This is a genomic window from SAR324 cluster bacterium (assembly GCA_015232315.1).
Classification (GTDB): domain Bacteria; phylum SAR324; class SAR324; order SAR324; family NAC60-12; genus JADFZZ01.
The window spans coordinates 87,029-113,508 of sequence record JADFZZ010000011.1; the positions used below are offsets into that span (position 1 = coordinate 87,029).

20 protein-coding genes are annotated in these 26,480 nt (G+C 46.1%); 9 read left to right on the top strand and 11 right to left on the bottom strand.

The features are described 5' to 3' along the window. The first annotated feature begins 97 nt into the window (after positions 1 to 97). Positions 98 to 541 (top strand): molybdenum cofactor biosynthesis protein MoaE, encoded by a 444-nt coding sequence (locus HQM11_09975; protein MBF0351348.1) that lies wholly within the window; start codon positions 98 to 100, stop codon positions 539 to 541. Between the two features lie 4 nt (positions 542 to 545). On the opposite strand, the gene HQM11_09980 is transcribed toward HQM11_09975, so the two are convergent. The 3 genes from HQM11_09980 to HQM11_09990 form a co-directional block, all read right to left on the bottom strand. After that, complete coding sequence (locus HQM11_09980; protein MBF0351349.1) at positions 546 to 998, bottom strand: TerB family tellurite resistance protein; 453 nt, start codon at positions 996 to 998, stop codon at positions 546 to 548. Positions 999 to 1,014: 16 nt separating this feature from the next. After that, the gene (locus tag HQM11_09985; protein ID MBF0351350.1) at positions 1,015 to 2,232 is read right to left on the bottom strand and encodes a hypothetical protein; all 1,218 of its coding nucleotides are present in this window, start codon (positions 2,230 to 2,232) and stop codon (positions 1,015 to 1,017) included. Positions 2,233 to 2,348: 116 nt separating this feature from the next. After that, on the bottom strand, positions 2,349 to 3,914 hold the full coding sequence (locus HQM11_09990; protein MBF0351351.1) for an AAA family ATPase: 1,566 nt from the start codon (positions 3,912 to 3,914) through the stop codon (positions 2,349 to 2,351). A gap of 323 nt (positions 3,915 to 4,237) precedes the next feature. On the opposite strand from HQM11_09990, the gene HQM11_09995 reads away from it, so the two are divergent. Then, a complete protein-coding gene (locus tag HQM11_09995) occupies positions 4,238 to 5,224 on the top strand; it encodes a nitronate monooxygenase (GenBank protein ID MBF0351352.1) in 987 nt (328 codons plus the stop codon). Between the two features lie 14 nt (positions 5,225 to 5,238). Here the strand turns inward: HQM11_09995 and HQM11_10000 are convergent, their stop codons facing one another. From HQM11_10000 to HQM11_10010, 3 genes are all read right to left on the bottom strand, one after another. Further along, positions 5,239 to 7,926, bottom strand: coding sequence for a response regulator (locus HQM11_10000; GenBank protein ID MBF0351353.1), 2,688 nt, complete (start codon positions 7,924 to 7,926; stop codon positions 5,239 to 5,241). A gap of 19 nt (positions 7,927 to 7,945) precedes the next feature. Beyond that, positions 7,946 to 8,788 carry a ParA family protein gene (locus HQM11_10005; protein ID MBF0351354.1) on the bottom strand — a complete coding sequence of 281 codons (843 nt, stop codon included), beginning with the start codon at positions 8,786 to 8,788 and terminating at the stop codon, positions 7,946 to 7,948. 264 nt (positions 8,789 to 9,052) lie between these two features. Further along, positions 9,053 to 14,437, bottom strand: coding sequence for an AAA family ATPase (locus HQM11_10010; GenBank protein MBF0351355.1), 5,385 nt, complete (start codon positions 14,435 to 14,437; stop codon positions 9,053 to 9,055). A gap of 294 nt (positions 14,438 to 14,731) precedes the next feature. Here HQM11_10010 and HQM11_10015 point away from each other — a divergent pair, with 294 nt between their 5' ends. Next, positions 14,732 to 15,004, top strand: coding sequence for a hypothetical protein (locus tag HQM11_10015; GenBank protein MBF0351356.1), 273 nt, complete (start codon positions 14,732 to 14,734; stop codon positions 15,002 to 15,004). Positions 15,005 to 15,074: 70 nt separating this feature from the next. On the opposite strand, the gene HQM11_10020 is transcribed toward HQM11_10015, so the two are convergent. Beyond that, complete coding sequence (locus HQM11_10020) at positions 15,075 to 16,535, bottom strand: TrkH family potassium uptake protein (GenBank protein ID MBF0351357.1); 1,461 nt, start codon at positions 16,533 to 16,535, stop codon at positions 15,075 to 15,077. Positions 16,536 to 16,544: 9 nt separating this feature from the next. On the opposite strand from HQM11_10020, the gene HQM11_10025 reads away from it, so the two are divergent. Further along, complete coding sequence (locus HQM11_10025) at positions 16,545 to 16,937, top strand: CbiX/SirB N-terminal domain-containing protein (protein MBF0351358.1); 393 nt, start codon at positions 16,545 to 16,547, stop codon at positions 16,935 to 16,937. 261 nt (positions 16,938 to 17,198) lie between these two features. Here HQM11_10025 and HQM11_10030 read toward each other — a convergent pair whose 3' ends face one another. Continuing rightward, entirely contained in the window at positions 17,199 to 17,540 is a 342-nt protein-coding gene (locus HQM11_10030; protein MBF0351359.1) for a BolA/IbaG family iron-sulfur metabolism protein, read from the bottom strand. A 131-nt stretch (positions 17,541 to 17,671) separates the two neighbouring features. On the opposite strand from HQM11_10030, the gene HQM11_10035 reads away from it, so the two are divergent. Continuing rightward, positions 17,672 to 18,928, top strand: coding sequence for a fused response regulator/phosphatase (locus HQM11_10035; GenBank protein MBF0351360.1), 1,257 nt, complete (start codon positions 17,672 to 17,674; stop codon positions 18,926 to 18,928). 14 nt (positions 18,929 to 18,942) lie between these two features. Continuing rightward, positions 18,943 to 19,866, top strand: coding sequence for a GHKL domain-containing protein (locus HQM11_10040; protein MBF0351361.1), 924 nt, complete (start codon positions 18,943 to 18,945; stop codon positions 19,864 to 19,866). A gap of 4 nt (positions 19,867 to 19,870) precedes the next feature. Here the strand turns inward: HQM11_10040 and HQM11_10045 are convergent, their stop codons facing one another. The 3 genes from HQM11_10045 to HQM11_10055 are packed head-to-tail and all read right to left on the bottom strand — an operon-like array spanning position 19,871 to position 21,604. Beyond that, positions 19,871 to 20,827: a LysR family transcriptional regulator gene (locus HQM11_10045; protein ID MBF0351362.1), complete on the bottom strand. Its 957-nt coding sequence runs from the start codon at positions 20,825 to 20,827 to the stop codon at positions 19,871 to 19,873. A gap of 42 nt (positions 20,828 to 20,869) precedes the next feature. Beyond that, complete coding sequence (locus tag HQM11_10050) at positions 20,870 to 21,418, bottom strand: dihydrofolate reductase (GenBank protein ID MBF0351363.1); 549 nt, start codon at positions 21,416 to 21,418, stop codon at positions 20,870 to 20,872. 3 nt (positions 21,419 to 21,421) lie between these two features. Next, on the bottom strand, positions 21,422 to 21,604 hold the full coding sequence (locus HQM11_10055; protein MBF0351364.1) for a hypothetical protein: 183 nt from the start codon (positions 21,602 to 21,604) through the stop codon (positions 21,422 to 21,424). A 184-nt stretch (positions 21,605 to 21,788) separates the two neighbouring features. On the opposite strand from HQM11_10055, the gene HQM11_10060 reads away from it, so the two are divergent. From HQM11_10060 to HQM11_10070, 3 genes are all read left to right on the top strand, one after another. Then, entirely contained in the window at positions 21,789 to 23,369 is a 1,581-nt protein-coding gene (locus HQM11_10060; protein MBF0351365.1) for a phosphoglycerate dehydrogenase, read from the top strand. A gap of 18 nt (positions 23,370 to 23,387) precedes the next feature. Further along, positions 23,388 to 25,319: a DNA topoisomerase IV subunit A gene (locus HQM11_10065; GenBank protein MBF0351366.1), complete on the top strand. Its 1,932-nt coding sequence runs from the start codon at positions 23,388 to 23,390 to the stop codon at positions 25,317 to 25,319. A 402-nt stretch (positions 25,320 to 25,721) separates the two neighbouring features. Continuing rightward, complete coding sequence (locus tag HQM11_10070; GenBank protein MBF0351367.1) at positions 25,722 to 26,138, top strand: CBS domain-containing protein; 417 nt, start codon at positions 25,722 to 25,724, stop codon at positions 26,136 to 26,138. Positions 26,139 to 26,480 lie beyond the last annotated feature (342 nt).

Consider the following 26,480-nt stretch of genomic DNA (forward strand, 5'->3'; position numbering starts at 1 on the left):
AAAAATAACAAACGTGCCCCACGGGACGTAGGGCTCGAGCAAACTTTTACAACTTATTCTTTTGCCATTCCATATCATTTGTGCCGGAGTTTTCATTATGCCATGTGCCGTTGTCAGGGAATCTATTGATATTCATTCATTACTGAATCGTGGCCGTCATCAGGCGGCTGGTGCCCGGATATTATTTTGCGGGGATGTCAGGAATCATAGTGAGCAAAAAGAAGTGATTTTTCTGGAATATGAAGCTCATGAATCCATGGCACTTAAAAAAATCCATGAAATTGTAGCCTCTGCCGAGAAAAAATGGCCGATTCATTATGTCGAGGTCGTTCATCGTCTGGGGAAAATGGAGGTCACCGAATGCTCTGTAGCGATTGTCGTGTCGTGTTCTCACCGCAGGGAAGCCTATGAAGCGAGTCGTTATATCATTGATACGATAAAGCATACGGTTCCAATCTGGAAAAAAGAACATTTCACAGATGGCACTTCTTCATGGAGCAAGGGGTGTGAAGCCTGTGAAATCCACGAACATGAAACCTGAAATTTTATTCGTAACAGGCTTTCAGTTCTGATCCTGCCTGAATCAATGCTTCCATCTTGCGTTTCCAGACAATGCCTTCCCCGGCCCACTTGATGATTATTTTAATAAAATCCCTGGGAAACCCCAGTTTCAATCCCGCCTGAAATAAAAAATCCATTTCACGAGTGCTCAACTCCATATCGGATGAAAGGATCAGACTCAGTTCCAGCAGGATCTGGACTTCTTGCTGCCGACTGCCATTGGGAAATTTATGGAGAGGGGGCAATTGCTGGGTTTTTACCGCTTCAATCAGGGCATCCACCTTGGTTTGGGATGACAGGAAAGAGAGTGCCTGTTCCAGGTATCGCATTTCTTCCGGGGCGATGTTTCCATCCGCTATGATGGCGCCACAGATGGCGATTGCCAGCCAGTTGCGCTGAGGTTCCGTCAATTCATGAGGGTGAATAATAGTAAACATGAGCGTCCTTTCCAGTTCAAGCTGAAGTCCGGGTCCACAATTCCAGAATTTTTTGCGCGTAAGCCTTTTCACCATGGATGAGTTGATATTGCTTACTCATCGTTTCCAGTTTTTCCGCCAGTAGGGGATCCGTTGCCGCATGTAGCAGAATTTGTGTGATATCAGGCATTTTCCAGTTTGTAACAATCAAATCCTCCAGTCCATATTGTGCCAGTTCATGCGCCATCCATGTTCCGGCAGACGCAAGACATCGTTTTTTCATGGCGACCATTTCCACAAATACCCCTGACGTGCTGTTGAGATAAAGCATGGCGGGATGAGGATAGAGCAGAATATCCGAGGCGTCCAGCCAGCTCATGTATTCCTGGCGGGATAAGCCATTGGGCAAAATCGAGACATCCAGAGAAAGAAACCGGGTACTGGACTGCTGACTGTCCTGAATGGCAAAGCTCAGTTTGTTTTTTCCCAGAACATCATGCAGATCCAGGTATCTTAGAAATTCATATTTGTAGGAGTCGGCCTTGCCAAGCCAGCATAAAATCTGTCCATTTTTTTTCAGATCCAGTTTGGGATTATCAATGCAGGTTTCCAAATGAGGAATTGGCAAAACCGTCATGGGTTCAGAGGAAGGCCAGGTTTGAGCGACCAGTTCACTGTCTGTGAGAAACTGAAATCTGGATGCGTTCCGCAACCGCTGATACATTTTCCCCATCAGGATTTCTGTGTAAATCCGGAAGGGCTGCTGCCACCATTTTGCGGTCAGCCAATATTTCCAGGGCATGATTCCCAAACGCTCAATACACCACACATGAATCCTGTCTGACGACTGAAGCGAGGCCACCAGCACACCGGCAATGCGAGAAACCCAATAGTCGTCTGTAATGACAATCAACGGTCGTTCTGATTCTGACAAGTGATGGGACAACACCTGACGCACTGTTGAGGAAAGCTTAAACAGCGCTGTGGAAAAAGATTGAAGCCTGCGGATAACTTTATTGGCGAGGTCGTTCTTGATGGTAACGCCCTGATCCAGGGCAAAATGCCAGTTTTCCGGAATATCCTCAGGAATCCGGCTGATGTTGTGTTTCAACGGCAAATAGACATGATGTTCCCAACCCAGAATTTCGGTTGCCCGGCCTACTGCCCGGAAATAGGTATAAAGATGACCTCCTATGCCTTTGAAATGCGGCAACATGATCAATACAACAGGAGAATTTTTATGGGGATCCGGCATCGAGCTTCACTCAAAAAATAACTATTCAGTCACAGAGTCACAGACCCACAGAGGATCCATGAAATTTATAATTCTCTATGCAGTGGCATCTCTGTGATAAAACCTGAAAAGATTCTTCAGGTTTTGCCATTAAGCAGATTGAAAATGATTTCATTGGTATTGGAATGATTGGCTTCATAGGTTTCCAGGATACTCCGGGTGATGGTAACGGTCTGTTGTCGCTGGGTAAATATATTGTTGATGATGGGAGCCCAGGCTGTCATGAAATCACTCACATATTTATGAATGGAATCAATTTTTTTACTGACCATTCGTTCCACAATATAATCAATGGCGTCATCGTTCCAATCTACCTGTGGAGCCAGAAATGGATATTTACGCATACTCTGTTCAATATGCGGACGGACGATCAACTGGTATGTCATGGGCAGATATTGATCTACAAATTCAGGAGTGATGGTGTATTCCTCCAGATTCAGGCTGGGAAGATGAAACATGAATTCGTTGGTCAAGCGGAAGCAGATTTCTGTCAACGCTCGTCCACCGGTCTGAACTTCTGCGGCTTGTTGCGCAATCCGTTTTAATGATTCATCGGAGAACCTTACTTTTTTTCCTGTTGTTTTTGAAATACTGTTTTCAATTTGCTGAGAAATGGACCCCTTGGCATCGCGGAGAACTTCATACAATTTTTGCTCATCCAGACGTTCCAGCGGCACAATATAGGTGATCCTTCCAACCAACTCGGGAATGAGTCCATACTCAATCAGATCTTGCGGCAAAACATCAGTGAGAGACACATCATGGATGGTCATGGTTTCTTTTTTGGCAAAGCCGATGGATTGCCCAAGTTCCTTGCGTTTGCGTTTAAGAATCACTTCTTCCAGACCATCAAACGCGCCTGCCAGAATAAACAGGATGTTGCGGGTGGAGATCTTGGCATTGGCCGGATCATTGCCCTGCATCATTTCCCGGATGCTGTTGATATTGGTCTGTGAAAAAATATCAATGGTTGAATTTTCCATCGGTCGCAACAGTTCCTGCTGAACGCCTTTGCCTGTCACAATGGAATTGGAAATGTAGTCGTCCCGACTTCCGCCTGCCAGTTTATCAATTTCATCAACCAGAATGATGCCACATTCCGCCTTGGCCATATCGCCATCGGTGACGTAATACAGTTCCCTGACCGCATCCTGAATGCTGTCGCCTACAAAACCTGTCTTTGTCATAGAGGTCGCGTCCACTTTCACAAACGGCACACCCAGAATGGTACTGAGTGTATTGGCCAGAAGTGTCTTACCGGAACCAGTCGGACCGATCATCAAAATGGATGATTTAATGTAGTTCTCATTTTTCCGGCCTGTCTCCATTTCACGTTTCAGATGAGACATGTGGTAGTAGGACACTTGAGACAGCACCTTTTTGGAATCATGCTGGCCCACCACATAGGTATCCAGATGTTCCCTGATGGTGTAAGGATCCTTGACTTTCAGAAAGGAGGAATCTGATTCCATTTCCGGGGTTGCGGAAGCGGAGGCATACAGCGGAGCATATTTGGCTTCAATGGTTCGCAGATTGCCTTTGAGTCGATCCAGATAAGGATGTGCTTCACGAGGGACCAGGTTTCTAAGATCTTCAAATTTTTTTTCGTAAATTTCTTCATATGTTAAATGTCGTTTTCCCATGATCCCCATGAATTTTCTGGTTCGGATATTTGAGTTGCCAACGGATAGCATCAATGAATAACGTGGACAGGGTGGTATCTTATGGGGAATCCGGATTAGGTGCAAGGAAAGTTTTAAATGAACATGGCGCCGAAGCCACCAAATAATTTTTATTTTAAAAACGCGTTTGGATGTGATTGCTTCAGGGCATTGTTTCCAGCAAACGAGCCTCTGTTTGAAGTCGGTTTTACTCCTTGACATCAAAATTCATCCTGCATAGGATCGGCCCTTGACAGAGGCTGAACAGATGATGGGATTTTATAATTTTTCACAGGAGGAGTGTTATGGGGATTTTCGAAAATACGTTTACCAGACAGGCAGGCATTCAATATCCGATCATTTGCGGAGCAATGTATCCCTGTAGCAATCCTGAACTGGTTGCCGCTGTTTCAGAAGCCGGCGGTCTGGGAATCATCCAGCCTGTGTCCATGGTCTATGCCCATGGACATGATTTTGAGAAAGGCCTCAAACTCATCCGTGAACTGACCAGCAAGCCTGTCGGAATGAACATCATTGTTGAAAAATCGGTGAAGGCCTATGAAGACCGGATGAAAGCCTGGATGGATATCGCACTGGAACAGGGCATCCGCTTTTTTGTCACCGCTCTTGGAAATCCAGCCTGGGTGGTTGAAAAAGCGCATGCCCGGGGAGGCCTTGTCTATCATAATGTGACCGAACGCAAATGGGCAAAACGCGCCTTGAATGAAGGTGTCGATGGAATCATCTGCGTCAATAACCGCGCCGGAGGTCATGCGGGAACCCATTCTCCTGAAAAAATGATTTCGGAACTGAACGATCTTGGCGTTCCCCTGATCTGTGCGGGAGGCATTGGTGATGAACAGCATTTTGCTGATGCCTTGAACCTGGGCTATCAGGGCGTCCAGATGGGCACCGCGTTTATCGCGACGGTAGAATGTAATTCACATCAGGATTATAAACAGGCGATCGTGGACGCGACAGAAGAGGATATTGTGCTGACGGATAAAATTTCAGGAGTTCCCTGTGCGATCATCAACACACCCTCTGTGCAGAAAATGGGTGTGACTGCCGGGCCATTTTCCAGAATTCTGCTGAAAGGCAGAAAAACAAAACACTGGATGCGCACCTTTTACAGTGTGTTGTCCTTGTGGAAATTCAAGCAGTCAACCCTCAAAGGCAAGGGTTACAAAGATTATTTTCAGGCTGGAAAAAGTGTGTCTGGTATTCATCAGATTGAACCCGCGGGAGAACTCATCCGTCGATTTGCCGCAACCATGGAAGAGCAAGCCTGATTGTTTCAGTGGTTTCACAAAGAGGCCTTGTGTGCTTCCCAGAAGGCCAGCAACCGCTGTTGTTCATTGCGCAACTCGACCAGCAGTTCCTGAGCCAGTTCCAGATTGTTTGATTCACCTGCCTTTTCCATTTTGAGGGCCAATTCGCTCAACCGGTTGGCCGCAATGGTACGGGCACTGCCTTTCAATCCATGTCCTTCATTTCGTATAGCAGGGCAATCCTGCTGACGGATCAGTTCTTCAATCTTCAAAAACCGTTCATCCATGGTGTCAATAAATTGCTGAATCACCATATTCAGCAGATCTTTGTCCTCTTCAAACAATAACAGGGCCTGATTGTATTCTATCGGTTTTTCCAGGGATGAAGCCGCGTCTGTTGGATTATTGACAGCAGTATCTGTGACCGTATTATTTTCTGAGGATAATCTATTTTCAGACTCAACCATGGTTTCCTTTCTTATCCACTTTTTTATCATCATAAACAGTTTGTCTTTACTCAACGGTTTTTCGAGAAAATCATTCATACCAACAGCAAAACATTCAGAGGATTCACGAGCATAGGGATGTGCTGACAGCGCAATGATAGGCACCGCGACATGACCAGCCTGTTGTTCTATTTTTCTGATTCGTCGAGTTGCTTCAAAACCGTCCATCACCGGCATTTGCAGATCCATCAGAATCATGTCAAACAAACCGGGGCGAAACATTTCCAGAGCCTTCTCTCCATTTGCCGCGGTATGCCCATGTCCGCCGATCTTTGATAACAGATGTACCACCAGTATCTGGTTGGTTTCATAGTCTTCGACAATCATCACATTCAACGCCTGGCTGGCCATCAGCTCGTACTGATCGGTATTTTCTATGGAAACATGTCTGTTTACCGGAATACCCTCGCGATTTTTTCCAAGACAGACCGTGAAGGAAAAACTACTGCCCTGATTGACGACACTGCGGACCTGAATCTGCCCTTGCATCAGTTCAACCAACGCTTTGGAAATGGTGGTTCCCAGACCTGTGCCACCATATTTTCTGGTTAAACTCCCATCCACCTGAGTGAAGCTCTCAAAAATACGATCCAACTGTTCCGCGGGAATCCCGATGCCTGTGTCTTCCACGTCAAATTTCAGTACGACGGTGGTTCCCTGATCGTCTTGCAGTGTACATCGCAATTGAATGCCACCCTGTTCTGTGAATTTTGCGGCATTGCTGATCAGATTGACAAAAATCTGTCGCAGTCGGCCATAGTCTCCCACAAGGATTTCAGGAATGGTTTCATCCAACTGCCATTGATATGTTAACTTTTTTTGACGTATCTGTGTTCCCAGACTTTCATCCAGATCAATCAATAGATCCTGAAGATAAAATGGCTGTGGATCGAGTTTCAATTTACCCACAGTGAGTTTTGCCTGGTCGAGAATATCATCAATCAACCCCTTGAGCACTCTCGATTCAGACAGAATTCTTCCCATGTAATGCTGAATATCCTGCAACTGTCCGGAAGTCTGCGCCAATTCACAAAAACCCATGATCCCATTCAGCGGAGTGCGCATTTCGTGGGACAGATTGGCAATGAATTCTGTTTTATTGCGGTTGGCTTGCTCAGCGATATCACGTGCATGACTCAACTTTATTTCCCATTCCTTACGCTCCAGAACATTCAAAAATACTTCTCCAATAATCTGTAACAAGGCCAGATCTTCCTGAAGCCAGGTATCCCATGTGTAAAAAGAATCAAACGAGATAAACCCGACCACGTCACCGGAACGCTTCATGGAAACCGCAATCAGCGACTTTACCGGAAAATCATCATCCTCATCCGGTGTGATTGGCTTCTGGGTGAAGATAGGGATTTCAAAATTGCCCAATTGTTCCAGCTCATTTTTGATCCAGTCAAGATTGTCCTCAATCCAGGATTGGTCCTGAAATGCAGGAGAAACCTTGGCATTATGCCATTCAAAGAAATTTCTGATGCCTGAATCGTCAAAACGGGCCATGTGCATTTGTTCCGCATGAATAAACATTCCAATCTTTTCCAGAACATCAACAATCGATTCATCAATTTTTTCCATTTCAACGTTGATGAACTGAATGGAAATCTGCGTGATGAGTTTTTCAAATTCGATATGGAACTGAATGGCGGATTGAAGATTTTTTGAGTGAGAGACGTCTGAAGTTTCTTTCCAGAATTTATTCCCGTGAATGTTCTTTGAAGAATCAATGAATGTGGATTCATAACGCTGAAGTATTTCCACATGTTTGACATATTCGAGATTCTTTTCTGTCAGCATCTTCATTTTATTCTGATGCGACAGGATTCCCCATTTCAGAAATGTTCGATCCACCCATTCATGTGAAACTTCTGTTTGCAAATAGGGAAGTGACAGTTTCAGGCATTGAAGGGAGGTCTTTGCCAAAATGGTGTGTTCTGTGAGGCCTTGTTCAAACAGTTGTTCTTCACCAATCATCATTCCGGAGTCTGATAACTCCATAATCGAGCATCCCTGTCGGATAACACTTGCCGAACCTGAAAGTAGAATGAACAGATCTGTCAGTGGTTCGTCTTCGCAATAGACATCTTCATCTGGGAAATAATGAATGATCTGCCCCAGATTGATAATTTGCAGCAGGGTCTCTTCCGTTTGGTTTGAGCAATATCGGGAGGCCTTGAGCAATTGAATGTATTTGTCCAGTGTCGCGTCCATATAACCGGGTAACCAGAGTTTATGATATTTCAGGGTTCATGTGGTTCTGTCTGTGTGATGATAACAGTGTTCTGGCGATCATTTCCACATCATGAATTGCTTTGGCTGCCTGATCATGTTCCCGTGAATTGGTTTTTACTGTACGGGCATATTCATGAAGTGTTCGGCTGGCCCATGAGTAGTTTTCATAAACACTTCGTAGTGGCAAGTAATATTTCAGACATTCGACAGTGTGGGGAAGTATTTTTTCAAATTCAGCATGCAACAGTTGTGGATTGGTGTTGGGATGCACAAAGGTCGGAATGATCAGAAACCGGGTGGCGTCGCCTGAGGAATTGCACGATTGTCGCAGGATCAATGGCTGTAAATGTTTGGCAAAACTCTGAAAGTCCGGAGCACTGTAACGCATGGGGACCACTATCTTGTCACTGACGGCCATAGCAAACTGGGTTGCGAATTTTGCGGTGGATTCACCGGGCAAGTCCAGGATCAATAATCCATATTCCTGTTTCAACGCATGGATCTCACGCTCCATTTCAGCCTGATCCAAGGTCAGCAACTGGAATACACAGATGCGGTTTTGCTGACGCAATTCCTGCGGTCGCTGATCATACCAGTCTTTGAGAGTTCCCTGAGGATCCAGTTCAACCAGAGCGATAGACTGGAACTGTTCCTGAAAGGTTCGCGAATAAGCCAGACAGCGTGCCAGCGTGCTTTTGCCTGTTCCGCCTTTGGTTTGAACCAGCGAAATAATGGTGCTGTGCCCCTGTGGATTGCCGGGATTTTTCAAAGTTGCAGGCGAAACACCCGTTTTCTGCATCCAGGATAACCGGTTTTCTGATGAAGAAATATTCTCGGACATAAAAACCCTGTTAAAAATGATATTCGGGCGACCGGCGGGTCGCCCCTACGTATTTTGTTTGGGCAAATCCTGATATTCGGGCGACCGGCGGGTCGCCCCTACGTATTTTGTTTGGGTACATCCTGATATTCGGGCGACCGGCGGGTCGCCCCTACGTATTTTGTTTGGGTACATCCTGATATTCGGGCGACCGGCGGGTCGCCCCTGCGTATTTTGTTTGGGTACATCCTTGATGTAGGGGCGACCGGCGGGTCGCCCTGTATGTTATTTGGTTTGAAATTCAAAAATTCCATTGTTGAACACCAGTTCCCCATGCTTGAGGCACTGATCGCAACGTTCGAGATAGATGGAGGTGGCTTTATCCTTGTTGTCTTCCGCATGACAGGACAGAAACAGTTCCCTGGCTTCCTTGAATTCCCGCAGATAAAAATGGGAAATCGCCGTTTCAAACCGTTTGAGGGTGGCCTGTTTACGCTCCTGAACTTCTGGCAGTGCCGCATCAAACACATCAAACACACTCACCGCGATGTTTTTCCCCTTCACACGAACCTTGTCAATGATGCGAACCATATACACAGAGGGATTTTTCAAACGTGAAAACGTGTATTCGCTGATCAGCAGGGAGGCTCCATAGGTTTTGGTCAGATTTTCCAGTCTTGCCGCCAGATTGACCGCATCGCTGATGACCGTTCCATCCATCCGTTTTTTCCCGCCAACGGTTCCCAGCATGAGTCGGCCTGTGTTGAGGCCTATGCCGATGCGGATCGGTGGTTGCCCTGTGCGGTTGCGAAGATGATTGAGCAAAACCAGTTTTCTGAGCATGGCGTTTGCGCCTCTGACCGCATCGTCAGCATTGGTTGGAAACAGAGCCATGATGGCGTCTCCAATATATTTATCAATGAAGCCTGAATGTTCCCTGATCACAGGTTCCATCTGCCCTAGAAACAGATTGATAAAATCAAAATTTTCACGGGGTGTCATTCGCTCAGAAAGCGAGGTGAAATCACGTATGTCAGAAAACAGAATGCTCATTTCTTTTTCAACCTGATCTCCCAGCTCCACATCAACAATGCTTTCCTTGCCAAGAACATTGAGAAATTCATCCGGCACAAACCGGCTGTAAGCCTGAGTGAGGCGCATCTGATGACTGAGCGAATCCTGCACCGTTTTGTAAAGTCGGGCGTTTTCCAGGGAGATGGCAATCTGTGCCGAGATCCAACGCAGCATTTTCAGTCTGTTTTCATGAAAGACTCCCGCAACCAGATTATTTTCCAGATACAGAACACCTGTCAGGCTCCCCTGATACAACAACGGCAGGCACAAAACAGACTGAACCTTGTTTGCCAGCACATATTCGTGATCGGTGAAGGAGCCATGGTTGGTGGCATGATCCAGCACTACGGGGGTGCGGGTCTGAATCACATGATCCACCACGGTTGAGGGAAATGGATTCTGACTGGACTGGTGGTCGTAACGTGTCTGCATCTGTGACACATGGACCTGATTCTGTTCCAGCACACCTCTGGAAACAATCTGCCACTCACCATCCATGTTCAGCAAAAGAGCACCTTGTTGGGCGCCAGCGTTTTCAATCATGATGGCCATCATTTTCTGGAGCAGAACATGCAGATTGATTTCTCCGGACAAGACCTGTGTCACTTTCATGACAGACACCAGATCGAGCGATTCCATGGATTGGTTTTCTTCAGCGGATTGAGGTGCGGCTCTCCCGAGAGTGAGCAGATCAGGATAAGTGTTTCGCAAATGAGTGACTTTGGCGGATGCGCCCCATTTTTCAAAGCCGTAGCGTGCTTCCTGCAAATAAATTCTGGCAATTTTTTCATTGCCGTTTTTCAGATAAAACCGGGCGGCCCTTTCATTGGCAACAGCCGCATCCTGAAGATACTGATGCGTGGTGGCTGTTTCAATGGCCTCATCATAAAGTTCCATCGCTTTTTTGTTTTTTCCGGCAACAGCGGCCCGTTCGGCTTCAACCAGCAGATAACGATGCATGAAATTCTGAGGGGCATGATCGGCCCATTTTTTGAGCTTCCGCTGATTGGATGGCACATAATGCAGCAGATGCATTCTGGGGGTGGCGCTGTTGGACAAGCCGTCAGCATAGACTGCCAGTTTTATCAGGGAATCGATCATGTAAAAAATTGGAATGGTATGAATTGAAACCCCGGACTCCAGATATTTCTTGGTTTGTTTGCACCATTCCAGTGCTTCGGCATGATGTCCGAACATATACGCGAGGACGAGTTTGTTGATGTAGACAATACTCAACGCGACATGATTGTGTATTTTCTCGTAGTAGGAAATCATCGTTTCTTCGTTGAAGTGATCTCCTGTCAGCATCCAGGGCGTGGTGTGATTGGTGAGCAGATTCGAGACAGCCTGCATGCCAATCTGATGAAATTGCAGAATAGTATCTTGCCGGATCTGACGCAGGGAATCCGCATAACGTTTCATTTCCTGTTCCAGCGTGTTCAGTTCTTTTCCCGCCAGATAGGCATGAACGCAGTAACTCATGGCCGCCAGTGCCGCATATTCAAAATTTCCGGTTTCTATGCCAAGTTGCCAGGCTTCCAGCAAGGGTGCCATGGTATCCCGCACATGCTGTTTCCAGGGCACAATACAGGTGTTGACAATAAACAGAATGCCGGGTCTGATTTCCGCCGAAGGGAATTGATCCATGAGGTTCAAGGCCAATTGGCCAAATTCATAGCCAGAGTTGATTTCCCCCAGCGGACCACACAGAATCATACCATACGCCGCATAACCATAGGCCGACAACGGCGTATTTCCATAAATGATGGAGGAACACACCCGATCAAACACCAACAGGGGCAACAATTCCGGCGCGGCCACAAACGCCGCAAACGCAAGCTTTGAACCAATACGGGCCGCCGCCAGTTTATGCGGATCGGTTGTTTCTGGAAGGTTCAGAAGTTCCCCGGTCGTTTTCCCGGCAAGAATCCGTTTGGTTCTCATGAAAGCATTCACCACATGGATTTTTTTTGGATGTTCAGGCAGTTTTATTTCCAACCTTGCCAGAATCAGAAGAGCCGAGGTAATGGCTTCTTTCATTTTATTTTGTGAAACATACGACTGGATACGAATTTCATAAGCTCTGACCTCATCCAGCAGATTTCGGGCATGATCGATAATCTGGTCTGTCAACCATTCCTCACGGGAAAAATCATGATTGGACGCGGCAATCTCCGCGGTTTCTTCATAAAGCCCCAGCGTCAGGGAATAATGTGTTTCCCAGCATCCGGGTTCCAGCATTTCCAGCCCGATCTGAAAATAATTGTTCTGTGGCTGAAGCGACGCGGCAAATTTCATTTTCTGCCCTGACTGCCAGTTGAGTTCCGCCAGACGTAATTTTTGCGCACTGTCACTGATGAGCGCACGCCCGAGATTCAGGTGATTGACCACATCAAACAGTTCATCGCCCGGTTCCTTGAGATTCATATTTTCCAGAAGCCACCAGCCGATTTCCAGATGAATCTGTTTCCGTACAGAATCTGTCAGCATGGCATAAACCATTTCCCTGATCCGGGGATGCGTAAACTGATATTCGGCATGGAAGGAGACACTTGAAACGGAATCTCCGCGAAAACCTTCCCATGAGCGTGATTCTCCCAGTTCCTTGAAGGCATGCACCACAGGCAAAAGCAATTCTTCCTGTGTCATTTCTTTCAGTACCGCCCGCAAGGTTTCAGGTGGTTCATGACTGATCACTTCCAGCAGGCCAAAATCAAAATGGTCGCCGATGCATGAAATCCGTTGCAAAATCCGTCGGGATGATTCGGGAAGCTTATGAACTTTCTGGAGCAGAAACTCCATGATGTTTTCTGTCACCGGATGCCGTCTCAACAGTTCCGGATCCCAGGACCACTGTTTCAGTTTCTGATCAAAAAATATGATTTTTTCTTCATGCAGATTTTGCAGAAACTGTTTCAGAAAAAACGGGTTTCCTCCTGTTTTCTGATAACAGATGGCTGTAAGCGGTTGGATGTTCTGAGAGGTGGAACTGAGCATATCCCGAATCATTTTTCCGGTTTGTTCCTTGTCCAGCAGTGGTAATACCAAACGCGTGATCGCACCTTCACGTGAAGAAATTTTTTCAGAAAATTGCGCAAACACAGAATCTTCCGAAGGTTCCGGCTGGCAATAGGTCAGCACAACCAGCAGATGCTGGAGCAACGGATTCCGGACCAGTTGCAGAAGCAACCTGAGTGACGCACCGTCCGCATAGTGGGCATCATCCAGAAACAGGACCAGTGGATTTTCCTTACGGCAGAAGGTCTGAATGAAATTAAGCATGACCCACATGAATCGATTGGCCGATTCACGAGCTGGCATTTCAGGCACATCAGGCTGGGGCCCCAGCAGTGTCGCCAGTTCGGGAATCACCTCCATCAGGAGCTGTGCATTGGGGCGCAGTGCTTTGTTGAGGCGTTGTTTCCAGCGAATCACACTGTCTTCATTTTGTGAATTCAACTGCCGGATCAACTCCTGAAATCCGTTCAAAATTCCGGCATAGGGGATGTGATGCCTGAGCGAATCAAATTTAATTCTGACACTGAGGCAATGCTGTTCCATGGAGTGCCGTTCCAGTGTGTCCAGCAGACTGGTTTTTCCAAGTCCCGGTGGACCTTCCAGCAAGATAGTTTCAAAGGCTCCCTGAACCACCCGTGTGAGTGCGTCTGACAGAGTGGCTTCTTCACGTTCCCGGCCATAAAAGGGTTGCGTCTGTCTGAGTTGTTCGGAAAGGTCATGAATTCCGGGTTCAAACGACACCAGGATTCCATGCTGTTCCAGAGATTCCAGACACTGATTCAGATCGGACAGCAGTCCGGAGGCTGTCTGGTAGCGACGGTCCGGAGATTTTTCAAGCAGTTTGAGGATAATGGCAGACAAAACTTCAGGAATATTATGATTCAACTGTTGTGGGGATGGTGGCACCTGAGCCAGATGGCAATGCACCAGTTCGAGAGGGTCGCTGGTTAAAAAAGGGACTCTGCCTGTAGCAAGATGATACAGGACCATTCCCAGCGAATAAAGGTCTGTGCGGTGATCAATGCTTTGATTCACACGCCCGGTCTGTTCCGGTGAAATATACACCAGCGAACCTTCCAACTGATTGGGATTGAGCATTGAGGCAACTTCCCGTGACAACTGGCTTGCCAACCCAAAATCAATCAGACGGATTTCTCCTGTCTCAGATTTCCAGAGGATGTTTGACGGTTGGATATCCTTGTGGATCAACCGACGACGGTGCAACCGGTCGAGCGTCTCCGCAATACGCGCGCCAATGTTCAGCAGAGCGGAAAGATCCTGACGAGGCCTGTTCAGAAGATCGGCCAGAGAAATCCCGCCGAAGTCTTCAAAAACAATCATCCAGGTGTTGTTGACAGGCTCCAGCCCAAAAACCTGAATGACACCTTCCATCTGGTTTTTAGCCAGCAGGTCATAACCATTTTTGAAGCGTGCCACCGCGTCAGCCGAAGGATGTTCCCCCTTGAGTCGCTTGAGAATCACACTGAGGCTGTCTTGTTTTCTGACAGCGCGAAAGACTTCAGAATGACTGCTTTCGTTGATCAGTTCGTGAATCTCATAATCCGGATGAACAAACATAGAAAAATAACTCTGGAGGACGAATTCAATTACAATTTAGGCTCGTAGCATGAGTTGTGGCCAGTTTCTCATAATCATGTAACAAATATTAAAAGATAGGCAAGGAACACAATGGAATAAATTTGAGTATGATTTTTTTGAAGTCCTGTAAGAGTTTGGCGGTATTTAATTGTTAGCAAAAAGTTTGGAAAAAATTATTTTTCGATTGCCTTTATACTTCGATTTGTTTATCTGGATGGTGGTTTCACACCACTGAACATCCATCCAATCGTACAATATAAGTTAAAGGGAATTATGGAACATACAGGAAATTTACTGGATGATCTAGACACGATAGTACAGATGCACGAAGCCCGTGAGGCGGCAGGAAGCAAACCCTTGCGGAAGATGAGACAGGCGTTGATTTTGTTTGTAGTCACTTTGGTTTTTGCTGGTGGCTTCAGCTTCAATACTTTTGCCAATAGCTTGAGTCATGGCCTTGAGCAAATGGAAAAAGTGCTGGATCACTGGGTGGTTTACAAACAGGAGCTTGAACAAAAAATTGAAAAATATTCCAAACGATCCTGATTTTTTGTCTTCTGGAAAAAAGACTGGATTTGCGGAGATACCACCTCTGTTGGGATCTCCGTTTTTTTTGCTAAAAGGAGGAACCCTGCCGTTTCCAGAAGGGGGGGTGAAGCAATAGCATAAACGGAATGATTTCAAGACGTCCCAACAGCATCCAACCACCCATAATCCATTTCCCAAAACTCGAGACTTCATTCTGTGACAAAAACGGACCGGCCTCATTGAAACCAACACCAAGATTCCACAGGGATGAAATGGATCTGGAAAAAGCACTGATATAATTCATATCATCCACCCAGGATAACAACATTCCACCAACCACTACCAGAAACAGGTGCGCCGCCACAAATCCCAGAATATTGTATAAAAGTTCTGAATCCAGAGTTTTTCCTCCGGTGCGGATAGGCGCAATAGCCAAAGGTTGTAGCACTCTTTTCCCTGTGGAAAGCAGATATTGCAAGAGAATCACCATATGAATAATCCTGATTCCGCTTCCGGTAGACCCCAGACAACGACCGGTAAACATCGCCAGAAACAAAAGCGCTTGAACATTTTGCGGCCATAACTGGTAGTCTTGGGTGACATAGCCTGTGGAGGTCATGATTGAGACTGTCTGAAAAGACGCGGCTCTGATCCCTGACTCCAGGGAAAACCCGTCGGTGTTGAGCAAAACCAGTGTGACAATGAGGCTCATTCCACCCAAAATACCCAGATACCAGTATAATTCTGAACATTGTCCGATTTTAATAAAATTTTTCTGAACCAATGATGTGTATAGCAAAAAATTGCCTCCACCAAGTATCATGAAGACAGTGATAATCCACTGAATGGCCGGACTAAAATTTTTGACACTTTCTTGTTTTAAGGGAGAACCAGTGGTAGACAACGTTCCGAATGCATGACCGATGGCGTCAAGCAGTTCCATTCCAGCAAGCCATAACAGGAAAAACTCTAGTAACACAAGGCCGACATAAATGATCCAGAGCAGAACGAGATTTTTGATCAGATCAGGTGACAACCTGAACATGGTGTGGCTACGGATACTGGAATCGGGTTTATAGATGGAAAGATCGGGCATGATGCCCAATGCCGGCATAAACAGCAGAAACATGCTCAAGACCATGCCACCGCCAAGGAATTGAAGAAAACCGCGCCAGAAGCTGAGTCCGGGAGTCAAGGATTCAGGATTTGTGATGGTGAAACCAGTCGTTGTAACCGCGGAAATGCTTTCAAACCATGCATTGGTGAAAGAAAAATTTCCAAGAAAAAGAAACGGCAAGGATGAAAATCCCACAACGGTCAACCATGACAGAATCAAGCTGAGATTGGCTTCACGAAAACTCATGGAATGATGTGTTTTCCCCAGTTTCCACAGAGTTCCACCCAGCAGCAATCCAAGGCTGCCACATGAGACAAATACCAGAAAACTGCCATCATGGGTCCACAAACTGACAGGCAGGGGGAGAAGCATACTGAGTCCGTTCAGAATCAAAATGCCACCCGGAATTTTAATAATCACTGAGGTATTCATAAAGGTTTAATGACGCAATTTTCAACAGATTCAAAGGAAGCCATCATTCTGGTCGCACATGGCACCCGAAATCCCGATGATTCAAGGGTTTTGTGGCAATATCAGGAAAAACTTTCAGACGCGTTGCAGACAGCGGTCTATGTCGGCTTTGAGGAATTTCTTAGTCCGTCTACCAACGATGCTGTGGCCCACGCTGTAGCGGATGGCTATTTAAAACTCAAGGTATTACCCTATTTTCTGTTTGAAAGCTCACACATCAAACAAAAATTAACCGAAGCCTTGGAACGCCTGCGTGAAACGTGGCCTCATGTCGAAATTTCAAGGTGTGGTGCGGTGGGCTATGATGATCGTATGGTGGAAATTTTGAAAGATCGGGCATCTGTTATGGTCATGACAAAATGAAGGTACTTCCTGATCATTCTGGACTTTGAACATTCTGATTAAAATTTATAAAGAACTCGACAGTGGTAAGTTCTCAGCTTTCAGTTCTCAGTTTTTATTAAATTTTTTGATGTTTAGGAAATTTTTAATTTCAATGACTTACAAAAAGCTGAAGGCTGATAACTGAAAACTTACAACTCTTGAGTAAAGAATGAGGAAACGATAATGTTCAAAGTCCAGCAACTAAGGAAGTTGTTCGATTTCGATCTGCATGGAATTCCGTCAATGTTTCAATGCTGCTGGTGTGACCGGGTCATGTTTGCTGCCACCAAGACAGTTTGGAGTTTCAAACTGTTGTGAGGATCGGTTCCATTCCTCCAGGGTTTTTGCCTGAATCGCAAGCGCATGGATCTGCCCCGACATTTCCTCCGCAAGACAGGTGTAAACCTGCTGATGTCTGTCTTTCAGACGTTGTCCGGCAAACTTCTCAGAAACCACAATCACCTTGAAATGCGACTCTGAACCGGGAGGCACATGGTGTTTGTGACTTTCATTATGAACTTCCAGATGGGTGGGACTGAAATGATTTTTTAATTTTCCTTCAATTCTCTCTTGCACTCGCATAAGCCTTTATTGTAAGGGATAAATGGTAAATGATTATTGAATGTTTATTCACCAGATAAGGAAAAACAAGCTTTTTGATAACCTTGGCCAATTTGCTTGATCACCAACATTTCATGTAAGGATATCCTGCCATGAGTCAAAACAGAAACATACTATTTGTGGATGATGAAGACAGCATCCGTGATGCCTACAAAACCATTCTCGCACCATCGCAACAACGCTCTTCCCGGCGGATGGCACGTACCGGCGGAGGTTCTGAAAAACCGGAATATAATCTGTTTTTTGCGGAATCCGGAGAACGGGCTGTTGAAATTTTCAAGGAACAACTGGCAAAAGGTGATCCCATCGGAATGGGATTTTTCGATATGATCATGCCGGGCGGCATTGATGGTGCGGAAACCATTAAACAGATCAGGCAGATTGATTCCAGGATCACCTGCGTGATTGTTACCGCATATGCGGACCGTGACCCGAAAGAGATCCGGGAGTTTTTTGACGATCAATCCATGTGGCTGTATCTGAACAAACCATTCAACGATGGTGAGATCAAGCAATTGGCCGCCAACATGATGCGTAGCTGGAATTTAAGACGGGAAGTTGAAGATTACAGCACCCATATGGAATCACTGGTCAAGCAACGAACTGAACAATTGAACGCGGAACTGGAAAAAGTGGCCATTGTCCAGCGAGATCTTTTGCCTCATCGTCTGCCCAAACATCCCAATCTGGAAGTCTCGGCCTACTACCAGACCTGTGTTGATCTTGGCGGTGGCGGTGATTATTATGATCTCATTGAATTGCCTGACAACAAGCTGGGGATTGCGGTGGCGGATGCCTCAGGACATGGTCCCAGTGCGGCTTGTATCATGGCAATCACCCGTGCGATGTTCCGGGATGTCGCCAAAACCGGCTCATCCCCGGGCACAGTCCTGGAACAAGTGAATGACAAAGTGGAAGGCAATTATCCAAGAGGAAATTTTGTGACCATTTTTTATGGAATTCTGGATTTGTTGACCGGTGAAATGGTGTCTGCCAACTCAGCCCATCCTTTTCCTGTGTATGGAAAAAAAGGGAAATTTGAGGTCATGGAAGGTCCAACCGGTATGATTCTGGGGATGTTCAACGGTGGGAAATATGAGGAAGCCCGACATAAACTTCAACCGGGAGACCATCTGCTGGTATTCACGGATGGCTTGGAAGAACACAAAAACGCGGAACGTGAAGAATTTGGTTATGAACGTATTTTGGCTACCTGTGCGGAATATGGGGATTTACCACCTCAGCAGTTTATTGAAAATATTGTGAAAACCGCTGACGCATTTAGACCTGATCTGCCACGCGAAGATGATTTTACTTTTGTAAATATTCGTTGGACTCCACAATCGTAACCAAAAGGTGAACAGTGACTGAACAAAACGTTTCTCTGGAACAGCAGATTGAAGCTCTGACTGAAGAAAACCAAAAGCTACGCCAGGTTATTGAGTCCAAGGACCATGAACTGAATTCGACCCTCCGTCTCGTTACCGCAGGCGAATCTGTAGCGATGATCGTGCATGAGGTGTTGAATCCCATCACCTCCATCATGTCGCGGCTTCAGTATCTCGTGGATGAAGAAAGTGATTTTCAACTGCTCAAGCTGATCATTCATGAATGGCAGAAAGAATACAACCAGTCAGGATTGGATGGATTGATCAATTCCTTCCGGAAATGCGTGGAAGACAGTGATACGCCCTTGCTGGTGGAGGATCTGGACAATCTCGTCAAAGGTGTGGATGTCACCGACCAGTCTCTGGAATTCTTCCTCAAACAACTCAAACGGGTGATTCTCATCATCAACAATCTGCGAGAACTTTCCCGTGTGGAAAGCAGTGTAGAGTCCATTGATATCAAAAGTCCGATTCTGATGGTCAGGGAATTGATGGAACATGGCCTGGAAAAACGGCACATGACCATGGTTCTCGACTTGCAGCATCAGTCCAACATTATGATTGATGAAAACGAACTCGTCCAGGTTCTGCACAATCTTGCCAAAAATGGCATGCAGGCCATGGAAAAAAATGGAGAAATCCGTATCACGACACGCCAGACGCCGGAACGGATGGAAATTCGGGTGATTGACAATGGTCCCGGTGTTCCTGCTGAAATTGCGCAAAAAATCTTTGGGAGCCGATTCACAACCAAAGGCAAACGTGAAGGCACTGGACTGGGATTGACGTTCAGTCAGCGAATGATGCAGAAATACAAAGGCGATATCGAACTGGAAAATCCCGGCGGAAATGGAGAAGGTGCTACGTTCTTGTGCTGGCTTCCCTTGAAATCGTCTTAGGCGATTACGCATGTGTAAATGTTGTCGGCACCGTCTCTATGGTTGACGAAATCAATTCATGAGGCTCTCCCATAATTGCGACCAACTGTTCGCGCATCCAGCGGTTTGCCGGATCAAACTCCGCGGCACTGTGCCAGTACATAGCGATTTCCAGCCTGGCGGCTTCAACAGGAAACGGCCATTGTTTGAGCGGAAACCGTGAGGTGATAAAGTTGGCATAAAATTCCGGCACAGTCATGAGCATCGCTGTTTCAGCAACCACCATTGCCCCTGCCAGATAATTCTGGGCTCTGAGTCCAATCCTGCGTTTGAGCCCTAGCCTGCTCAGTTCAAAATCCTCCAGCCCGGGTCCGCTTTTTCTCGAAGAAACCAGCACATGACGATGTTCCAGATAGGTTTCCAGTGTGGGTGTGGAAAAAAACGGATGCTCCGGCCTAGCTAAAATCGCCAGACGACTTTGTGCGAGGGGACAACATTGAATTTCAGCTCCGACCGGAATCAGAACATCCAGCGCAAGATCCAGCGTCCCTGACATCAGTTCCCGTTCAAGATCCCTGCGCGAAATCCGGCAACTCACCAGATCCACTCCCGGGGCCTGAAGTTCAATGATATTCATGAGTTTGGGCAGCGCTATGGCTTCCATGACAGTTCTCATTCCCAGAACAAAAAGTTTCCGTGCGTCAGCCGGATTGAAACGATTGGGTTGAGATAACGTCGTCTGAAGATTTTTCAGAGAACCACGAATGGAATGGATCAGATTTTTAGCAAGCGGAGTGGGTGCCATATTGTTGCCCACCCTGATAAACAACGGATCATCAAACAGGGTCCTCAACCGGGCAAGGGCATGGCTGACTGCCGGTTGTGTCAAATGCAGGATATCAGCGGCCCGTGTGACATTGCTCTCTGAATAGATGGCGTCAAACACCACAAACAGGTTCAAATCGATATTTCGAATATGCATAATGGTGTCGCTCAAATGTACTGTTCAAATACCTGTTTTCATTCAGCGCTTTGTGGGCAAGGCATATCTGCTTTGAACAAAACCGCTATCAAACGAACGGGTTTCAATATGTTTCAACGGCAAATCTTTTTCGATAGCCCCAAACAGGGGAATACCACTGCCAATCAGGACTGGAACTCGAGTGATGGTGATTTCATGAATGAGTCCAGCTCTGAGAAAGCCCTGAATGGTACTGCCGCCATCCACATAAATATGTTTTGCCCCTGAGGTTCTCAATTCCTGGAACAGTTCTGCGGGCGATGCGGATTTCAACTCTACGGTTTGCGGCAATGTTTCTGATATTTGTGCGAGTGTTTTACTGAGCACAACAACACGTTTGGTTCCATATGGCCACTGGCCAAAAGAAAGTACCATTTCATAGGTTTTGCGACCCATCACCAGAACATCCACAGAATCCATAAATTTCTGGAATCCATAATCTTCAGAGTTATTCTCATGATTCCCGTCACTTCCCGGTAACCAGTCCAGGCTACCATTGTTCCGGGCAATAAAACCATCAAGACTGGTTGCGATGTATACCGAGGCTTTCATAGATTAAACCTTGTGCGATAAGTTGAGATTGACCATTGCATGCTGATACGGGTCAACAATGATCTGCATATTTCCTGAACGCTCCTCATGCTTTGGGGATTGCGCGATAAAATCAAGATATACTTGGGATGAGAAATCTGGAATTTTGTCATTCCGGGCGTAGCGAGGAATCTTGACCTGTGGCATAAGATCCTTCACTGCGTTCAGGATGACAGAAACCAAAAGTTTCACCCGTTCACAGGATACGTTCAATCAGACACACGCTTTATATTTTGACTCGTACCAGAATTGTTTTGTATCCTGTGCGCTAGTTTTTTACCAGGCCAGATTTCAAATCTCTCAAGTCTAACCCCTTTAACTTTGAAATAATATGTATCAGGTATTGATTACAGGCGCCATTCATCCTACAGGACTGGATGCCTTAGGCCGGGAATCTGATTTACAGATCGACTATCGGCCCGATTGTCCATTCGAACAGGTGATGGACATTATTGAACATTATCACTGCATCATCAGTCGCTCTGAAACTCCCATCACCCGTGAATTGATTGACAGGGGAACCAATCTTAAAGTCATCGCACGGGCCGCAGTGGGTATCGGCAATATTGATGTTGAGTATGCCACTGAAAAAGGAATTCTGGTGATCAATACGCCGGGAAAAAACACAAACTCCGCAGCCGAACTGACGGTAGCGCTGCTGCTGGCAACCACCAGAAATGTGATTCCCGCTCATGAAAACATGCAGCAACTCAAGTGGGATCGCCACCGCTTCAACGGAACTGAGTTGATGGGGAAAACGATCGGAATTGTTGGACTTGGGAATGTCGGACATCGTGTGGCACAATTTGCCAGAGGCTTTGACATGAAAGTTCTGGCCTATGATCCCTATATCGCTGATGAAGTATTTGAGCGGCATCATGTTCAGAAAACCGATTGGGAAACCCTGATTTCGACCGCGGACATCATTTCGGTTCATACTCCGAAAAATAAGGAAACCACCGGAATGATCAGTGGAAACAGCATTTCAAAAATGAAACAGGGAGTGATCCTGCTCAACCTGGCCCGGGGTGGAATTATTGACGAAACCGCCTTGCTGGATGGCCTCCGGTCTGGCCACGTAAGTGCCGCCGGTATTGATACATGGGATGTGGAACCTCCCAAAAAAAATCCTTTCCGGGAATTTCCTCAAGTGGTCATGACCCCGCACATTGGCGCTTCAACAACTGAAGCCCAGATTCGCATTGCGGAATCCATGGCCTCTCAGGTGCCGAGAGCTTTACGTGGTGAAGTGGTGGATTATCCAGTCAACATGCCGCAGATCCGTATGCTTCAGGGCAACCTGATGACAGCCTATACGGTATTGGCCGAAAAGCTTGGATCGTTTGCGGCGCAGTCCGTTGATTTTGCGCCGACACTTCTGGAAATGAAATATCGGGGAACACTGGCCAAAGAAGATTGCTCCTTGCTCAAACTGGCTTTCTTGAAAGGCTATCTGAAACATAGCCACGATTATGTGAGCTATGTGAACGCGGAACAACGTGCGGAAAGTGTCGGGCTGCGGATTGAGGAAGAACCCGATACGGGCTTCACCGATTACGAAAGCGCGCTCAAATGTACCTTATCCTGCCAGGAACATGTCTTCAAAATAGGTGGTGTCGTGTTCAGCGGACCCCATCCACGTATCACGCTGGTCAATGATTTTGTTTTTGAAATCAATCCCGAAGGAACAATCCTTGTGACCTCAAATCTCGATCGTCCGGGAATGATTGGACTGATTGGAACCTTTTTGGGCCAGCACAATATCAATATCAACCAGTTCGAGCTTTCACGGAGTCGCCGGGGAGGTGAGGCAATGGCACTAATTCTTGTGGATGAGGATGTGCCGGAATCCCTGGTTCAGGAACTTTCACGGCAAACCAACATGACCGGTGTTAAAAAAATCACGCTATAATTTTCAGGAAAACTCACCATGCGTTACTTAAAACCTCTGATGGATCAGAACTTTCTGGAATATGCCTCCTATGTCATCAAGGATAGGGCCATTCCAGATATTGAAGATGGATTAAAGCCGGTACAACGGCGTATTCTTTATACCATGATGAAAATGGATGACGGCAAATTCAATAAAGTTGCCAACGTCATCGGTGAATGTATGAAGTTGCATCCTCATGGCGATGCGTCAATTGGCTCTGCGCTGGTAGTCCTGGCGAACAAGGAATACTTTATTGAAAAGCAGGGAAATTTTGGCAATATTTTTACGGGAGATCCAGCCTCTGCCGCACGGTATATCGAAGCCAGACTGACGCCTTTGGCCAAGGAAGTGCTGTTTCAGGATGAATTGACCCAGTTTGTTGAAAGCTACGATGGCCGCAACAAGGAACCCGTAACACTGCCCTGTAAAATTCCGGCAACACTGCTTCTGGGGGCTGAAGGCATTGCGGTGGGAATGTCAACACGCATTCTGCCCCACAATTTTTGCGAAGTGCTTGAAGCTCAGATCGCGCATTTGCAGGGCAAACCATTTGCGCTCTATCCTGATTTTCAGACAGGTGGAGAGATGGATGTTTCCGCATATCAGGAGGGTTCAGGCAAAATAAGGGTGCGGGCCATGATTGAGGTGGTAGATGACAAAACACTGGTCATTCGTGAAGTCCCGTTTGGTGTGACGACAGAAGCACTGATTCAATCTGTTCAGGAAGCTGTCAACAAGGGGAAATTTAAATTGTCATCTATCAACGACTTCACCACCGACCAGGTTGAAATTGAATTAAAAACAGGCCGGACCGGGGCCGCGGCCAGTCTGCTGAAACCGCTTTACGCCTTCACGCTGTGTGAAGTTTCTATCACAGTGAACCTGCTGGTGATTCAAAATAATCAACCTGTGCAGATATCCGTGTCTGATGTTTTGAAATACAACACGGATCAGTTGCTGAAAATTTTGGAACAGGAACTGCGGTTGTCACTCAAACGTACCCGCCTGCAATGGCACCACAAACGCCTCGAAATGTATTTCATCAGTCAAAAGATCTATCAGAAACTTGAGAAGTGTGAAACTTACGAAGAGGTTGTTGAAACGGTCTGGACTTCGCTGAAACCACTCCAGAAAGAACTTGAACAGGAAATTACCCGTGAAGACGCGGAAAAACTGCTTTCCATCCAGATCAAACGATTGTCAAAATTTGATATCCAGCACAATCAGCAGGAACTTGAAAAACTGGCACAGACCATTGACTCGCTGGAAAAATCACTGCGTGATGTCAAACAATACACCATCAATTATCTCAAACAACTTCTCAAACAGTATGGGAAGGATTATCCGCGGAAAACCAGAATTGAAAAATTCGCGTCGGTTCAGCTTCGTGAAATTGCGGCTGTTGATCTCAAGGTTGGCTGGGATACAAAGGAAGGATATCTTGGCACAGAAATCAAAACAGACTCCTCTATTCTTTGTTCGTCCTATGACCGGTTGATCATTTTTTTCAAGGATGGCCGGTACAAAATTGTGCGTATCCCTGAAAAAATGTTTTTAGGCAAAGATGTGATGTTAGTGGAAAAACTCGATCCCGCATTGGTCTATAACCTGGTTTACTATGCCTCGGACAATCAGATCTGCTATGCGAAACGGTTTCATGTGGAAAAATATATTCTGGACAAGGATTATCACCTGTTTGACGTCCAAAAAGGTGCTGGCGTCGTTCACTTCAGCAAGGGTAGCGGTATAATGCTTGAAGTATTTTTGGTCCAGAATGCCAGGTCGCGTAAAACCAGGGAACTGTTTTCTCTGGATGAACAACCTGTCAAAGCCATCACAGCTCGCGGAAATCGTGTTTCACCAAAGCCGGTTGCCAAAGTGAAACCCACCAATCAAGTGAACAACAATCCACAACCCAACCTGGTGTGACATAAATCTTGGGGAAAACGACTGTGACAATGGTTGCAATTCCCCTTGGCCGTGTATTATCTGTGGTATATGACCTGAAAAACATAACATAACATAACAAATTGGGCGATTTATTATGATGATCTAACATTTATTAACAAATGCCTCAAAAACAACCCTTCATTATATCATATTGTAACATTTCCACTTGTGACAGCCTACCTGATTTTATCAGCGATGAACATCCACACGCCAATTCATTGAAATGATTTGATAATAATATATTTTCAGCATGGCATGTTTTTCGCAGTTTATGGATTAAACAAATATTGATGGAATTTGAGCCATCATAACTCGCCTGGCGATAAGGGGACAATGATCAGGCCTAACCTATACGAGGTTCCCATGCTGGTAAAAGACATTATGAAATCTGAGGTTTACTCTCTTTATGCTGACCAGACCATTGAGTTGGCGGATGCCTGGATGAAAAAATATGGCATTCGGCACCTCCCTGTCGTGGATACCGGAAAGCGCGTGATTGGCGTCATGAGTCGTTCGGATCTGGACAAACTGCGTGTTTTTGCACAATTGAAAACAAACGAGATCAGCAAGTTTGCAAACAACACAAATTGTGTCTGTGATTTCATGAAACAGGATGTCATCACTGTTTCCCCGGAATGTTCTGTGGAAGAAGCCGCCCAGATTCTGTGGGAAAATAAATTCGGGTGTTTACCAGTGGAATCTAATGGGAAATTGATCGGTATTGTCACTCAATCCGATTTTCTGAAACTGATCTTTTCATCCTGCCTAAACACAACCCCCATCTATCACGTAGCCTGACCAATGCACGCAACTCCTGTCAATGGAGTTGCTCTGTTCCTGAAATAATTATTTTCTGCTGTAATTAATTTGGTGATGAAATCCTGTGGCTCGCCACGATGTCATCCCCGTGAAAACGGGGATGAGTGCGCCGATGGATTCCGTATCAAGCACGGAATGACACCGTGCGATGGCTTGAATCGGTTGCCGTCACCGAAAAATTTACAGCAAGAATTCAGCAATTATGTGTGAAATGATTACCAGCGCAGATCTAACACGAATTTTCCTTCCAACTCGAAACAACACATCCCCAGAAATCGAAAAAGCGGTCTATTTTTTTAAAAAAGCAAAAAGCCGATAATC